The organism is Vibrio sp. S/42/10, assembly GCF_029890535.1.
GTDB lineage: Bacteria > Pseudomonadota > Gammaproteobacteria > Enterobacterales > Vibrionaceae > Vibrio > Vibrio cyclitrophicus.
Map to the genome: position 1 here is coordinate 1 of NZ_JAKMZC010000026.1, position 15,075 is coordinate 15,075.

At 43.9% G+C, this 15,075-nt stretch carries 14 protein-coding genes; 9 read left to right on the plus strand and 5 right to left on the minus strand.

Features of this window, described 5'->3' with window-relative positions:
- A partial coding sequence (locus L8S15_RS20195; protein WP_133146159.1) for an IS3 family transposase occupies positions 1–95 on the plus strand: 95 nt, incomplete at its 5' end.
- A gap of 63 nt (positions 96–158) precedes the next feature.
- Here L8S15_RS20195 and L8S15_RS20200 read toward each other — a convergent pair.
- The 4 genes from L8S15_RS20200 to hemC are packed head-to-tail and all read right to left on the minus strand — an operon-like array spanning position 159 to position 4,255.
- Positions 159–1,340, minus strand: a complete 1,182-nt coding sequence (locus L8S15_RS20200) for a heme biosynthesis HemY N-terminal domain-containing protein (protein ID WP_010438807.1) — start codon at positions 1,338–1,340, stop codon at positions 159–161.
- Positions 1,340–2,566: a uroporphyrinogen-III C-methyltransferase gene (locus tag L8S15_RS20205; RefSeq protein WP_016784011.1), complete on the minus strand. Its 1,227-nt coding sequence runs from the start codon at positions 2,564–2,566 to the stop codon at positions 1,340–1,342. The genes L8S15_RS20200 and L8S15_RS20205 overlap by 1 nt, the downstream gene beginning before the upstream one ends.
- Before the next feature lie 19 nt (positions 2,567–2,585).
- Positions 2,586–3,314, minus strand: a complete 729-nt coding sequence (locus tag L8S15_RS20210; protein WP_010438803.1) for a uroporphyrinogen-III synthase — start codon at positions 3,312–3,314, stop codon at positions 2,586–2,588.
- 2 nt (positions 3,315–3,316) lie between these two features.
- Positions 3,317–4,255 (minus strand): hydroxymethylbilane synthase, encoded by a 939-nt coding sequence (hemC, locus tag L8S15_RS20215; protein WP_010438801.1) that lies wholly within the window; start codon positions 4,253–4,255, stop codon positions 3,317–3,319.
- 344 nt (positions 4,256–4,599) lie between these two features.
- Here hemC and L8S15_RS20220 point away from each other — a divergent pair, with 344 nt between their 5' ends.
- Positions 4,600–7,128, plus strand: coding sequence for a class I adenylate cyclase (locus tag L8S15_RS20220; protein WP_016784010.1), 2,529 nt, complete (start codon positions 4,600–4,602; stop codon positions 7,126–7,128).
- A 68-nt stretch (positions 7,129–7,196) separates the two neighbouring features.
- On the opposite strand, the gene cyaY is transcribed toward L8S15_RS20220, so the two are convergent.
- Positions 7,197–7,511 (minus strand): iron donor protein CyaY, encoded by a 315-nt coding sequence (gene cyaY / locus L8S15_RS20225; protein WP_010438796.1) that lies wholly within the window; start codon positions 7,509–7,511, stop codon positions 7,197–7,199.
- Here cyaY and L8S15_RS20230 point away from each other — a divergent pair.
- The 7 genes from L8S15_RS20230 (at position 7,491) to L8S15_RS20260 (ending at position 14,885) form a co-directional block, all read left to right on the plus strand.
- Positions 7,491–7,703: a lipoprotein gene (locus L8S15_RS20230; protein WP_016768428.1), complete on the plus strand. Its 213-nt coding sequence runs from the start codon at positions 7,491–7,493 to the stop codon at positions 7,701–7,703. The two genes, cyaY and L8S15_RS20230, sit on opposite strands and share 21 nt — an antisense overlap.
- A 42-nt stretch (positions 7,704–7,745) precedes the next feature.
- A complete protein-coding gene (lysA, locus tag L8S15_RS20235; RefSeq protein WP_010438789.1) occupies positions 7,746–8,999 on the plus strand; it encodes a diaminopimelate decarboxylase in 1,254 nt (417 codons plus the stop codon).
- Between the two features lie 11 nt (positions 9,000–9,010).
- On the plus strand, positions 9,011–9,841 hold the full coding sequence (dapF, locus tag L8S15_RS20240) for a diaminopimelate epimerase (protein ID WP_016784009.1): 831 nt from the start codon (positions 9,011–9,013) through the stop codon (positions 9,839–9,841).
- Between the two features lie 45 nt (positions 9,842–9,886).
- Positions 9,887–10,585, plus strand: coding sequence for a DUF484 family protein (locus L8S15_RS20245; RefSeq protein ID WP_010438784.1), 699 nt, complete (start codon positions 9,887–9,889; stop codon positions 10,583–10,585).
- Positions 10,554–11,486: a tyrosine recombinase XerC gene (xerC, locus tag L8S15_RS20250; protein ID WP_010438782.1), complete on the plus strand. Its 933-nt coding sequence runs from the start codon at positions 10,554–10,556 to the stop codon at positions 11,484–11,486. Before L8S15_RS20245 ends, xerC begins: the two co-directional genes overlap by 32 nt.
- Positions 11,487–11,501: 15 nt before the next feature.
- Positions 11,502–12,218, plus strand: coding sequence for a 5-amino-6-(5-phospho-D-ribitylamino)uracil phosphatase YigB (gene yigB, locus L8S15_RS20255; protein WP_010438778.1), 717 nt, complete (start codon positions 11,502–11,504; stop codon positions 12,216–12,218).
- A gap of 168 nt (positions 12,219–12,386) precedes the next feature.
- Complete coding sequence (locus L8S15_RS20260; RefSeq protein WP_016794753.1) at positions 12,387–14,885, plus strand: EAL domain-containing protein; 2,499 nt, start codon at positions 12,387–12,389, stop codon at positions 14,883–14,885.
- Positions 14,886–15,075: the final 190 nt, after the last annotated feature.

Consider the following 15,075-nt stretch of genomic DNA (forward strand, 5'->3'; position numbering starts at 1 on the left):
AATACATCGAGTACTACAATACCAAACGTATAAAAGTGAAACTAAAAGGCCTGACTCCGATAGAATATCGAACTCAGGCCTTGAAAGCCGCTTAACAGAAATGTCCAACTTTACGGGGTCACTTCATAGGCATCGGCTTCGTGTTAGTTATTATTAGCTTAAGATGGTTGAACTAAAGTCAGAGCTTTACGAGAAACTTCGTGGGCTGCTTTCGTTAAGTTCTGTTTTTCTAACGCGTCGGATAGGTATCCGTAATCTGATACGTTTGAGCGAAGTGCCAATGCCTTTTCAAAATGGTTTTGTGCTTCCGCCCATTTCTGTTCTCTGAGGTAGAATTGAGCTAATGCGCTATGCGCTTCAGCATTGCTATCATCCTTACTGATAGCACGTTCTAACATCACTACTATTGGATGGTGATCGGCCAGGTTAAGCTCAGGTAAAAGCATGTAAAGCTCATTTGAACCATTCTTCGCAATGTTCTCTTTAATCACTGTGAACGCTTCTGAGTCAGCTTTACGAGCTATCAGTTGTTTAACAAAACATGACACTAAGTGTGAGCTTTGTTTCTGTTTTCTAGAAAGCCTATTCCAATGGCTGATTAAACCTTCGCTGCCTTGTTGTTGTGCGACATCGTGAAGCAAACCACACTGAGCTTTCTGTTCTAACTCAACTTGCTCATCAGCCGTAAGAAGCTTGTTTTTAGCTAGCTTAGGCGTTAACTCTAGTAATGGCTGCCAGAGTTTAAGCTGCGTGTAAGTGGCTTTTAGTAGGCCAAGTACAGCCGTGTTGTTTGGGTAGGAGCCTTTTAGGGTAGAAAGTGTATCGAATGCGGCTTCGTAGTTCGACTCACTGATCTGTTGTTTTGCTTTAGTTAGCTCAACGGCTAGTAGAGAGTCCTCTTGTTGGCTAGCAAGTTCGATGTACTTATCACGGTCACTGGTATTACCTTGTTCATGAGCAGCTTGAGATGCGACTAAATAACAAAGCAGAGGCATGTCGTGATGGTTAGCCCAACGAGTCACTTTTTTCTCTGCGCCTTTCCAGTCACCTTCCAGAAGTTTGATGATTCCTTCATTGGTATAACGACGAGAGCGTTTTAGCTTGCGTACGCTGAACCAGTTCCAAGTTGTTGAGCTTGCGTAAATTAGCTTTTTAAATAGGTACTCTAGGCCGAATAAAGCGGCTAAAAGAGCAATCACAAAAATAACCAGGGTCGTTACACTCATCTCGATAGTCTTATTAGCAATCGAGATCAATACATAACCTTGTTGACCTGAGAACTGGGTACCAACAAACAGACCTGCACCCAGTATGAGAAAAAGAAAAATCCAACGAATCATTATTTTTCCTCCGTGGTCATAACGGTCATTTCACGACGCAGACGTTCGCGTATTACATCTGACAACTCATTTTGAGACTCAAGTTTCACTGGGTATTTTACAGAGATGTTTTGTTCGCTTAACTGTTTGATAGCCTTCTCAAACTCGATTACCGACTGGTTGTCTTGGTTTAGGTAAGCCGTCGACCATTCGTTAGCCGTTTTAAGCGCTGCGTTATAAACATCACCTTGTTCTTTGTACACAGCACGAATAGCGGTTTCGAGTTTGCCTTTAATGTTTTCACGTAGGTAGAAGTGTTGTTCTGGAGACAGTAGTGGTATTACTTCGCCATCACGGCTACGAAACGTAATAAAGTTTTCTGAGAAGTCTTTCATCGACGTCATTAGGTTGTTTTGCCAATCATTAATATCACCTGATACCGCTTTTTTCTCAACAACGGCAGCCTCAGGCAGGATTGCATTGGCAAGCGGTAGGTGGTCGACTTGTTGTTGAAGACTTGTAATTCGCAATACTAGGCCATCACGATCGATCAGAGGGATCGTACGAAGCTTGGTAATGTCATTAGTCATTGATTGACGGAGAGATACTAAGCTAGGGTCATTTAACGCTGCGATACGTTGATCGGCACTTTCCATGAGTTTGGTTGCGCTAACGGCATCATGTTCGAGAAACAACTTGCGGCCAGCAAGTTTCACAAGGTAATCGGCTTCGGCAAGTAACCAGTCATTAGGGCGACGGCCTTTTACATCAGCAACGGCTAGTTGAAGGCTTTGAATGCTCTTTTGCTGTTGGGATTGCACTACCTGAGTTTTCTCTACTGCATGTGATGCTTCTTGGATGGTCTCTTGCTTGATAGTTTGGAGATCTTTATTTACTGCAGACTGAGTATTTTTCAGTTCAACTTGTAGGGCTGCAATTTCCGCCGAGTATTCAGCACTCTTTTGCTGCATTTGAAATGCGATACCGCCACTGAAAATAATAGAAATAGCGATCGCAATTGCGCCTAATTTGACACCGCGCTTACCTTGTTTCTCGGCTTTTTCTATTTGCTCTTGGTGCTCTGCTTGAGTCTCATCATTTTGAGCTACATTTGACACTGAGCCATCAAGCTTATCTTCTGGCTGTTTTGTCTCTTCAGATTCAGCTTTTTCGTTTTCAACAACTACTGTCTGAGTCTCTTGTTTCTTTTCAGGTTCAATATGCTCGTTATTTTTTTTGCTTGTCATGCTTATTTCCTGTTTCTAGCTAAGGCCGGAGAGCAGCCAGTAATATTTGGTTCGTAGCACTGTGAGTATTAGTTACGTCAGCGAAACCGAGTTGTTGTGCTCGTTCCACTATGCGCTGGCTTGGGACAAATAGTTGTCTTGTTGAAAGCCAAGCCAAATACTCATCAGGAGTAATTGAGCGGAGATATTCCAATTGCTCCTGACTAGTGATGACAACTTTGGATGTTTTTTCGTTTATCCATGCTTGATAGGTATTGTGGTCGCTAATAGGAATATATTCTCTACGGTAGGTCTCACAATAAGAGACTTGTGCGCCTCTGTTAAGTAAAGAGTCTCTAATGAGCTCGCGTCCACCATTACCACGCAGTATCAAAATGGATTTATTATTTACATCATTAAGTTCAGTAAGTTTAAGAAGATGTTCACTATCACTAACTTGAGGATAGTTTACTTTTTGTTTACAGACTTTGCTTAAAACGTGCGCAGTTTTTTGACCAACGCCAAGATAAAGCGGCGAAGATGGCCAAATAGATGCAGTTTTAGAAAGGATGTTTTGGGCCGCGGTCACAGCGTGATAGCTGACGGCGATTATAATATCGCTGTTCTTAAGCAGGGTGCTTAAATTCGATGAGGGTGGATTATCAACGATGCGAATAAGCGGATGGTGGATTGCTTGAATCCCTTCATCCGCTAGTTGTTGGCAAAGCGATTGTCCCTCTGGGCCGGGACGAGTTACCAACACTGTCATGGCTAATCTTGGTCTGCGTATAGTTTGGTTAAGATTTCTCTCGCACCGTCATCTAGCAATTGATTTGCCAGAGTAACGCCAAGTGCTTCTGCATCTTTGCGAAGGCCAGAGATCTCACCACGAACCATTTTAGAACCATCCGGTTCGCCAACTAACGCACGTAGCCAGATATTATCGCCATCTAGTAGTGAGTAGCTGCCAATAGGAACCTGACAACCACCTTCTAGGGTAAGGTTCATTGCACGTTCGCATAGTACGCGATCAGCGGTATCTTTGTGGTTTAGTGGTTCAAGAAGCTTAATTAGACGTTCATCATCAAGACGGCATTCAATACCGACAGCGCCTTGGCCTACTGCTGGTAAAGACTGCTCTGGTTCGATAAAGCTACGGATACGCTCTTCTAGCTCTAGTCGCTTAAGACCAGCTGCCGCTAGGACGATAGCATCGTATTGGCCGTCATCGAGTTTACCTAGACGAGTTCCTACGTTGCCGCGTAGTTCTTTGATGATCAAGTCAGGGCGGTATTCCAGTAGCTGACATTGACGACGCAGGCTGCACGTACCAACGACAGCGCCTTGTGGCAATTCATCAATGTTGTTGTATGTGTTTGATACGAAAGCGTCACGAGGATCTTCACGTTCACAAATCGTCACCAGACCTAGACCTTCAGGGAAGTCGACAGGCACATCTTTCATTGAGTGAACCGCTAGGTCAGCACGACCTTCTAGCATGGCTACTTCGAGTTCTTTAACGAACAACCCTTTACCACCTACTTTCGCAAGAGGAGTGTCTAGGATGATGTCACCTTTGGTCACCATAGTTACCAACTCAACCTCTAAACCAGGGTGAGCAGCTTGCAGTGCATCCCTTACAAAGTATGCCTGCCAAAGGGCAAGAGGGCTTTTTCTGGTTGCGATACGGATTGGTGCTGAATTTGTCATGGTGTTTCCGATATAGGTTCTGTAATAACCTAATCCTACCATTGTGAGGCGAAAATTCTTACTGTTTGATCGCTTCCCCCTTTTATAGCTGAGGGATTTTCACTAGTTCACCAAAATAGTGTGATTGGTATCTCATTTGAAACATGGGCTATTATTAGAAATAGTCAATACAGAGGACACTACGGCGCCGTGAGTTTAACTTTTTGTCATTAAAGAATTGGCCAGCATGACAAGCTCCTTTGCTTTACCATTAGGGGTAAAAGTGTTAAATTGATCACGTTTTGTTGCTCCTTTCGTTCAGTAACTAAACAGAAGTGCATTTAATCTCAAACCAAGGACTTACCTTGCAGGCTTACACTCAGACTTTGATTCAACGATTAGACAATCTAAATCAGCAGCGTATTGATCGTGCGTTGGCGTTGATGAATGTCCAAGGTCAGCGAGTTTTTAACCTTATTCCCACACTGCTTCATTTCAATCATCCCATGATGCCTGGTTATTACGACCAGCAAGTTCCTTTTGGAATTCATAGCTTCACGCTTAACTCATTCCAAAAGCAATTTGTCTCAGATACTGAATTAACACTTGGTGGCAAGCTGACCGAAGCGGCTGAACCTGCAATTCTTGGTCTTTACACCATGGGTAGCACTTCTTCTATTGGCCAAAGTACCTCAAGCGACCTCGATATCTGGGTTTGTGTTTCTCCAGATATGGACGGTGCATCGCGCGATAGCCTGACTAACAAATGTTTGCTTATTACCGATTGGGCTGAAACCTTAGGGGTTGAAGCAAACTTCTTCTTAATGGATGGAGAACGTTTTCGTTCAAATCATTCTGAAGAGATGACTGGCGATAACTGTGGTTCTTCACAACATTTGCTATTACTTGATGAGTTTTATCGCTCTGCAGTTCGTTTGGCTGGCCAGCGTTTGTTATGGCAGATCATTCCACCAGAAATGGAGGAGTGTTACGACCAATATGTTCAAGGTTTATGTCAGGATGGTTATCTTGATTGCTCGCAGTGGATCGACTTTGGTAAGTTGAATCGCATTCCTGCCGAAGAGTACTTTGGTTCAAACCTATGGCAACTTTATAAGAGTATCGACTCACCGTATAAATCGGTTTTGAAGGCTATTCTGTTAGAAGCTTATTCATGGGAGTACCCACATACTCAACTGCTTAGCATTGATACCAAGCGTCGCTTCTTTGCGGACGAACCTGATCTTTACGGCATGGATAGCTATTATCTGATGCTTGAGAAGGTAACGCGCTATTTAGAACGCATTAACGACCATACTCGATTGGATTTAGTTAGACGTTGTTTCTACCTCAAGACCCACGAAAAGTTGTCGCGCGAAGCAGGTAATGGTTCTGTTGCATGGCGTCGTGAAGCCTTGACCGAGATGACTAAATCTTGGAATTGGGGACATGAAACGATCGCTGAGCTCGACAACCGCCGTAACTGGAAAGTTGAGCAAGTTAAAGTGGTGCACCATGCACTGCTTGATGCCTTGATGTTGAGCTACCGTAACCTCATTCAATTTGCACGTCGCAATGACATTACTTCAGCTATCAGCCCACAAGACATCAGTATTTTAGCTCGCAAGCTCTATGCTGCGTTTGAAGTTTTACCTGGCAAAGTGACGCTATTGAACCCTCAAATTTCCCCTGATTTACATGAATCGGATTTGAGTTTTATTGAGGTGCGCCAAGGCCAGGCGAACAAAGCGGGCTGGTACTTGTATAAACAACCATTGATTGCACACCGCATTCTTGGTCAGCCATCTTTAGAGCATCATGAGTACTTGAGTAAGTTGGTTGCTTGGTCATTCTTTAATGGTTTGATTACCGAATCGACTCGTTTACATTCTGTTGTTCGTGATGCTCATATTGATATTGATAAGTTCTATCAAATGGTCAGTGACCTGAGAAATACTTTTTCTTTGCGTAAGCGCCGCCCAAGCATGCAAGCGCTGGCCAGTCCATGTGAAATAAGCCAGCTGGCGATGTTCATCAACTTTGAGAATGATCCGACTTCTGAGTTGAGTCCTCGTGAATTGAAGCTTGATCTTAAGAATGCCGATATCTTCAGTTTTGGTGAAGAAGGTAAGAGCTTGGTTGGGAGTGTTGATCTGGTTTATCGTAATTCTTGGCATGAAGTGCGTACGCTTCATTTTCAAGGTGATACCGCGATGTTGGACGCCCTTAAAACTGTACTGGGTAAAATGCACCAAGATGCTCTACCGCCAGAATCAGTTGATGTGTTCTGTTACAGCAAAAACCTACGTGGTGTGATGCGTAACATGGTGTATCAGTTGTTGGCTGAGTGCATTGATTTGCGATTGAAACCGATTGAGCCTGAAAAGCGTCGTCGTTTTAAGGCTATCCGTTTAGCTAACAAAATGTTTGGTCTGTTCTTTGAACGTCGTGGTGTCTCGGTACAGATGCTGGAAAACTCGGTTGATTTCTATCGTAGTATTTCAACCAACAAGCTGAAGGGCTCGCCTTTACAGATGCTAGATAAAGAGCAAGAGTATCAATTACCCGAAGTGGTTGATGGTTTTGCTAGTGAGGGTTTAATCCAGTTCTTTTTTGAAGACACGGATAAAGGCTTCAATATTTATGTATTGGATGAATCGAATCAAGTTGAGGTGTACCACCAATACAGTGGTGAAAAAGATGAGATGATCGCAAGCGTGAACTCTTTCTACACTTCAGTAAAAGATGAAACGAAGGTGTCCTCTAGGTTGATTAATTTCAATCTACCTCAGTACTATCAAATTGTTCATCCGGAAGAAGGCAACTCTTATGTCGTGCCTTATCGTAACGATGCTACTTTGTCTTCTCGTAGCTCGAAGATAGTCAATATCTAAGTTTTTGAGCCGACAGATATTAAAAAGGAGTGATTGATTCACTCCTTTTTCCTTTCGCTTACAAATGATTAGACCCAATTGATCTCTTCACCTGCATGTTTCACGCATTCTTCTTTCACCATCTCAAACAATTCCATGCCTGTTTTTGAGCATGTCCATTTGTCATCAATTAACTTGAAGTGAAAGCCACCAGATTTAGAGGCTAACCAGATTTCACGCATTGGTTCTTGGCGGTTGATAATAATTTGGCTGCGGTTTTCAAACTCTAGTGTCATCACGTTACCAGTCACTTCGTAATCAACATCTGCCTCTGATTCATCGATAGCTTCTTCGATGTTTTGCATCTGTATATCGACCAGTTGATGAAATTCAGTATCGTTCATCCTTTCTATCCTATTGCTTTTCCTGAGTGTGGTGCGATTATAGGGGGCATTGAGTTAATAATCACGATATGCAAAATGAAAAAATTAATTACCGCTCTGTTTATGGTGTCCGTTATTGGACTTTCTGGTTGTGGTCAAACGGGTCCGTTGTACGATCCTGAAGATGTTCAACAGACCGAACAACCACAATAAGTGAAAACACGCAGAAATCGTTATTTATAAGGGATAAGAACTTTGGATTACTTCAACTATCAGGAAGATGGCCAGCTTTGGGCTGAGGACGTCGCACTTTCACAACTAGCAGAGCAATATGGTACACCGCTGTATGTATATTCTCGTGCAACATTAGAACGCCACTGGAATGCGTTTGATTCATCGGTTGGTGAGCACCCACACTTAGTGTGTTATGCCGTTAAAGCTAACTCAAACCTCGGCGTATTGAATACTTTGGCTCGCTTGGGCTCTGGTTTTGATATTGTTTCTGGTGGTGAGTTAGAGCGTGTGGTTGCTGCAGGTGGCGATCCAGCTAAAGTTGTGTTCTCTGGTGTTGGTAAGACAGCCGCAGAAATGAAGCGTGCGCTTGAGTTAAACATTAAGTGTTTCAATGTAGAGTCTGAGCCAGAACTAGAGCGACTAAATAAAGTGGCAGGTGAACTTGGTGTTAAAGCGCCGATTTCTCTGCGTATCAACCCAGACGTTGATGCGAACACTCACCCTTACATTTCTACAGGTCTGCGTGACAACAAGTTTGGTATTGCGTTCGACCGTGCCCCTGCCGTCTATGCTTTTGCAAAAACACTCGATAACTTGTCTATCCATGGTATTGATTGTCACATCGGTTCTCAGTTAACCGATATCGAACCTTTTATCGATGCCACTGATCGCCTGCTCGCGCTGATTGATCAGCTGCGTTCTGATGGGATTAACATCAAACACCTTGATGTCGGCGGCGGCCTTGGTGTGGTTTATCGTGATGAATTACCACCACAGCCTTCAGATTACGCAAAAGCTTTATTGGCTCGCTTAGACAATCATTCTGATCTAGAGCTGATTTTCGAGCCTGGAAGAGCGATTGCTGCTAACGCTGGTGTATTATTGACGAAAGTCGAGTTCCTCAAGCCAACAGAGCATAAGAACTTTGCCATCATCGATGCGGCAATGAACGACCTGATGCGCCCCGCACTTTATCAAGCTTGGCAAGATATTGTGCCAGTCAGCCCTCGTCAGGGTGAAGCCGTGACTTACGACTTGGTTGGTCCGATCTGTGAAACGGGTGACTTCTTAGGTAAAGATCGTGACCTTGTTCTCGAAGAAGGCGACCTACTAGCAGTTCGTTCAGCTGGTGCTTATGGCTTCGCGATGTCATCTAACTACAACACTCGTTCGCGTGCGGCTGAAGTGATGGTGGATGGCGATAAAACTCACTTGGTTCGTCAGCGTGAAGAGCTTACGAGTTTGTGGGAACTTGAAAACATTCTTCCGGAGTAATTTTAAGCGTTATGCACTTCCATTTTTCTAAAATGCATGGTTTGGGCAATGATTTCATGGTCGTGGACTGCATTACTCAAAATATTTTCTTTTCTCCAGATTTGATCCGTCGTTTGGCGGATCGTCACACTGGTGTGGGGTTTGATCAGCTACTTGTGGTTGAGGCTCCTTATGACCCAGAAACTGACTTCCATTACCGCATATTCAATGCGGATGGCAGTGAAGTGGAGCAGTGTGGCAATGGTGCTCGTTGTTTTGCACGATTCGTTCGCATGAAAGGCTTAACGAATAAGTACAGCATCAACGTAAGCACTAAGAAAGGTAAAATGGTTCTTAAGATTGAAGACAATGACCAGATCACCGTAAACATGGGTGTTCCTGAGTTCGAACCAGGCAAGATTCCATTCAAGGCGAAACAGTCAGAGAAGACATACATCTTAAGAACGGATGCCCACACTTTATTCTGTGGTGCCGTTAGCATGGGTAATCCACATGTGGTTACCGTTGTTGATGATGTTGATACCGCTGACGTAGACACCTTGGGCCCACTTCTTGAATCGCATGAGCGTTTCCCAGAGCGAGTGAATGCTGGCTTTATGCAAGTGATCAGCCGTGATGAAATTCGTTTGCGTGTTTACGAACGTGGTGCGGGTGAAACTCAAGCATGCGGTAGCGGTGCATGTGGCGCCGTTGCGGTTGGTATCACTCAAGGCTTATTGGCTGAGAATGTGAAAGTTCGTCTGCCTGGAGGTGATTTACAGATCAGCTGGCAAGGTCCGGGTAAGCCTTTGTTTATGACTGGCCCTGCAACGCATGTGTTTGATGGTCAACTTTCTTGCTAAGAACGATTCATCACTCATCGATTCATAAAACATAAAGGATAGGTTTTGTCTTACGTTGAAGCCGACGCACTCACCGCAGAAGTGGTCGCGGAATATTTACGTGATAACCCAGATTTTTTTCAAGACAGGAAAGATTTGGTTGATCGCCTTGCTATCAATAACGTTGAGCAGGGGGCTGTTTCTCTGGTTGAGGTTCAGCTAAAACGCCAACGCCACAGAATCGAAGAGCTCGAAGAAGAGATCACCGGTTTGATGTCGTTGGCTGCAAATAACGATAAGACCTTCTATGAATTTATGGATCTGCAAGCGCAGGTGCTGAAATGCAGTGACTTCATGCAGGTGATAAAAGCTGTTGAGCAAAAAGCGTTAGATCTAGGGCTTAAGGCTCATGTTCGAATCCTTTCGCAATCAGGTTTTTATCAGCTCAATGAAGAGCGTTACTCTAAGTTCTCACTTAACCATTTCAATGGTAAAGATGCTTACTTAGGGCGTTTGAGAAAAACCGACAGACACGATTTGTTTGGTGATTTTCCCGTTCCAGAGCTAGGCTCTTATGTAGTACTACCGCTCGCTAAGCTGTCTCCATTGGGTTTGCTCGCCTTTTCTAGTGAAGATGGCGGACATTTCCAACCCCATATGGACACGCTCTTTTTACGCCATTTAGCGCTGGTAGTAGCTCATTTGGCGGATACCTTACCTTGGCAGATAAATAATGAGCCTAGAGCCCAAAACACCTCTTCCTAGCAGCCTTCAAAAGCCACTTTCTCGCTTCTATGAATATCTCAGAAGCGAGAAGGGACTCAGCCTACACACCCAACGTAATTACAAACAACAGCTTGAAACCATGGCCGCTCATTTAGTCACTCTTGGCCTAAAAGACTGGGGCCAAGTCGATGCGGCGTGGGTAAGACAACTTGCCAGTAAAGGCATGCGAGAGGGAATGAAGGCGAGCAGTATTGCGACGCGCTTATCTTCACTGCGCAGCTTCTTTGATTTCCTTGTGTTACGTGGTGAAATGAACGCTAACCCAGCAAAAGGGGTTTCAGCTCCACGTAAACAACGCCCTTTACCTAAGAACCTCGATGTTGATGAAGTGGGTCAACTGCTTGAAGTGAATGGAGATGACCCATTATCGATTCGTGATCGAGCGATGATGGAAGTGATGTATGGTGCAGGCTTGCGACTCGCTGAATTAGTCGGAATCAACCTTAAAGATGTATTAGGCCGGCAGGGTGAAATCCGAGTGATTGGTAAAGGTGACAAAGAACGTAAAGCGCCGTTTTCTGGTTTAGCTAAAGAGTGGGTCGATAAATGGCTTAAAGTTCGTGGTGAATTGGCTTCACCGGGTGAAACCGCCCTGTTTGTGTCAAAACTAGGGACCCGTATCTCTCATCGCAGCGTACAAAAGCGTATGGAAGAGTGGGGTAAGAAGCAATCCGTCGCGAGTCACATTAGCCCACATAAATTGCGTCACTCTTTTGCAACACATGTGCTTGAGTCGAGCCAAAATCTTCGCGCAGTTCAAGAGTTACTTGGACATGAAAATATCTCGACGACCCAAGTGTATACCCACTTAGATTTCCAGCACCTGGCACAAGCTTATGATCAGGCTCATCCGAGAGCTCGTAAGAAGAATAGAGATTAGATTAAAGGGTTTACTATGCGAATTTATCGAGGGTTAAAGCCCATCAAAGCCATGACCTTTGACTTAGATGACACCTTGTATGACAACTGGCCTGTGATCATGAAGGTTGAGAAGGAGATGGCACAGTGGCTTTATCAAAAGCACCCTGTGTCGGCTTCTTTATCGCTCGAAGAGTGGCAGGGCATCAAGCAGCAAGTCGCATCTGAAAATCCAACCTTAAAACATGATGTCACTGTGTGGCGTGAAACTCAGATTAAAATTGGTTTGCTGCAATTGGGCTATTCTCTGCGGCAAGCAGAACAAGCGGCTCGAGAGGGTATTGAGCATGCCTTGTGGTTGCGTAATCAAGTCGATGTGCCTCAAGAAACACACCGAGTGATGACAGAACTCAGCCAGTGTATTTCGCTCGTTGCGATTACTAATGGTAACGTCGATCCGCATAAAATAGGGTTAGGCCAGTACTTTCAGTTAATCCTCAAAGCTGGTCCTGACGGTAAAGCAAAGCCTTACCCTGATATGTTTGATACCGCTCAGCAGTACTTAGGGTTCGATGCTGAGAATATCCTTCATGTTGGTGATCATCTCAGAACTGACGTCTATGGGGCGAAGCGAAATGGCTTCCAAGCATGCTGGTTTAATGATACGGGTTCCAATTTATATCTATCTTCTAAGGCAAGTGTGTTACCTGATGTTGAAATAGATCAGCTCAGCGACCTTATGCGACTCATTTAATCGCCACTATAAGCTTATCGTGTCGCATTTATGATAATGAATTGTTACAGTAGTCGCCATTAAAAGCCGGTTTAGGCTAGGATAATTGGCGGCTATTTTTATAGATTCATTTCAGTCAAGCAGAGGTTGCGGGTTATTCAATTCACTCGATTTTGAACAAGGGTTGGCATGCAAACATTTACATTTCTCGCAAATACTGAGGAGTTATTTAAGTCTCAATTTAATCTGCGAGAGTGGAGTGACAACAAACAATACCTTATCCAGCTCTTTTCTGCTCAATCTTCTGATGTCGCTCGTGGAATCGCGAGTATTGCCTTAAAGCGTTTAAATCGTGCGACGCTAATTGGGCAAAGTGCACGCCATGTTATTTGTGACAACTGCCTTGAAAGTACGTGTACGTTAATCATTATCAGTGAATTTAACGAAACTCGTTTATCTACTGCTGTTCAGCCTTTTACTGGCAACCCTAGTCATGACAGCCAAGCGTTAACTGCTCAGTTAAACCTATCTGAAGATACCAAGACCGTGATCAGTCTATGTGATCAGGTTGAAGGTCGTGATTACCCTATCTATAACGCCTTTGAGAATCTGCCTTACGCTTTGCCGGTGGCTGGTGGGTTATGTCATGAGAATGAATTTGGTCGTTGGGTGATGCACAACGAAGAAATTTATCAGCACGCTTGTGTCGCTGTTGCTTTGAGTAACCCTAAATTAAAAGTTTGGTCAGATGCTTATTCTGAGTGGAACCCGATCGGGATGAAGCTGCGAGTAACGCGCGCTGAGGGTCATCGCTTATATGCATTAAATGATAAGCCTGCCATCGAGGTTTTCAAACATTACCTTGCCGATGGAAAAGATCTTCCCTTTAGTCAACTGATGAGCTTTCCACTTTATCGAGAACTTGGCAGAAAGAAGGGGATATCGACACCTTTGCGTATCAACGATGATGGAAGTATCGAGTTTGATAGCCCTTGGCATATCGGTGAAGAAGCGCAGTTCTGCTATAACCATCCGTCTTTGACCGCAGAAAAAGTTCGTCATGGCGCTGAGATGCTGGCCATCCATCAGCCTGAGTCTGTGATTATCTATAACTGCGTCTCTCGACTTGAATTCATCGATAGTAAACTTGAACTGAAGCCATTCGAAGGAATCGTGAATACGTGCGGAGCATACTGCATGGGTGAGCTATATCGCAATGAAGATCGCCAAGAGATACTTCATCATAGTCTTACTTATATTGCGATGAGAGAGTCGGACGAGATCGATGAGTTTCGCTGTGGGGGTTATCAGCGTGACTCTACAGTATCACCATTGCTTAATTTAGTAAGAAATGCCGTTGCTGATCTCGATAGCATGAATATTCAGATGGAGGAAAAACTTCATCAACAGGCACGTCGTTTAACGGAAAGTTATCGTATTGACTCTCGTACCGGGCTGCCTAATCGCATTGTATTAAAAGAACGCCTCAATATGATTCTCTTCACTGAGCACCTGTTGACGCTCAAACTGACCAATTTCCACCAAGTGAACGAGAAATATGGCTACCAAGTAGGGGATCAGTTATTACAGGATCTCTCTAATTACTTTGTAGAGCGATTGCACCTTCGCGTGGTTAAGGAATCCAAGGTAAAGGTAGAGCTGTTCAGTATTGGTGTTGGTGAGTGGGCTATCATCTTTAATGCAAGTGTTGATAGTACAAAGATAGAGCAACGTTTCGTCGAGTTCGCTGATGATATCGAACACACCAACTTTGAACCCTATGGACTCACTGATATTGATTATCTCTCAGTATCGTTATGCGGTGGTTTTGCGAGCCGTTGTGATTTCTTAAGCGACAGCGGTGATCAGATCTTATTAAAGGCCATTGAAGCTCGTCGTTATGGTGTGCGAAATAATACTCACATTACTAATGCTAAGAATATTCAAGTCAGCGAAGAAGATCGTAAGGAGCAACTTGGTTGGTTGAGTTGTGTAAGCCGAGCGATCTTAGATCAGAACATAATTACCTACTCACAACCTATTGTAGCGGCGGGGACTCATGAAATGATCGCTCAAGAGTGCTTGGTCAGAATCATGGAATCAGATGGCTCGATTATCCCTCCTGGTAAGTTCTTACCTATCATTGCTGATACGCATCTTTATACTCGTCTTAGCCGACATATGATTAAAAGCACCATCGGTTATATGGCGGATAAGCAGAGCTCGTTCTCTATCAATCTATCCCCGCAAGATTTATTGAGCGATAAGACGCTTGAGGTTCTTGAGGCGGCGATTAGCGGTATGAATGATCCGACTCGACTTGGTTTAGAGGTTTTAGAATCAGAGCAGATTAAAGACTATGGCCGAATGATTGAGGTATGTGATCACTTCCGTGCTCTAGGGACGAGAATCATTGTCGATGACTTTGGCTCAGGCTATTCCAATATTGATGAAATCATCAAGCTTGAACCGCAAGTCATTAAGTTGGACGGCAGTTTGATTCGCAACATTGATAAGGACGAAAAACAGAGAAATATCACCTCTCAACTGGTGCGTTTATGTCAGGTGTTTAATGCTAAAACAGTCGCTGAATTTGTTCATAACCAACAGGTTTGTGATATCGCGGAGCAAATGGGTGTCGACTACCTACAAGGTTATCACTTTGGTGAGCCTAAGCGATTGTTTTAAAATACAAAGGTCAGGCTGTTATACGATATATCTATTGAACGGCGCGCAATCACAGCTCACCGCCTGGTTTTATTGAAATGAATGATGTTTAACTAACGTCACATTATTAGTACGACGATCGTAATTATTCCGTGCAAGCTGTATTTATACTAAGCACAATGACGAATCATTAACGTAACGATTAATGTGA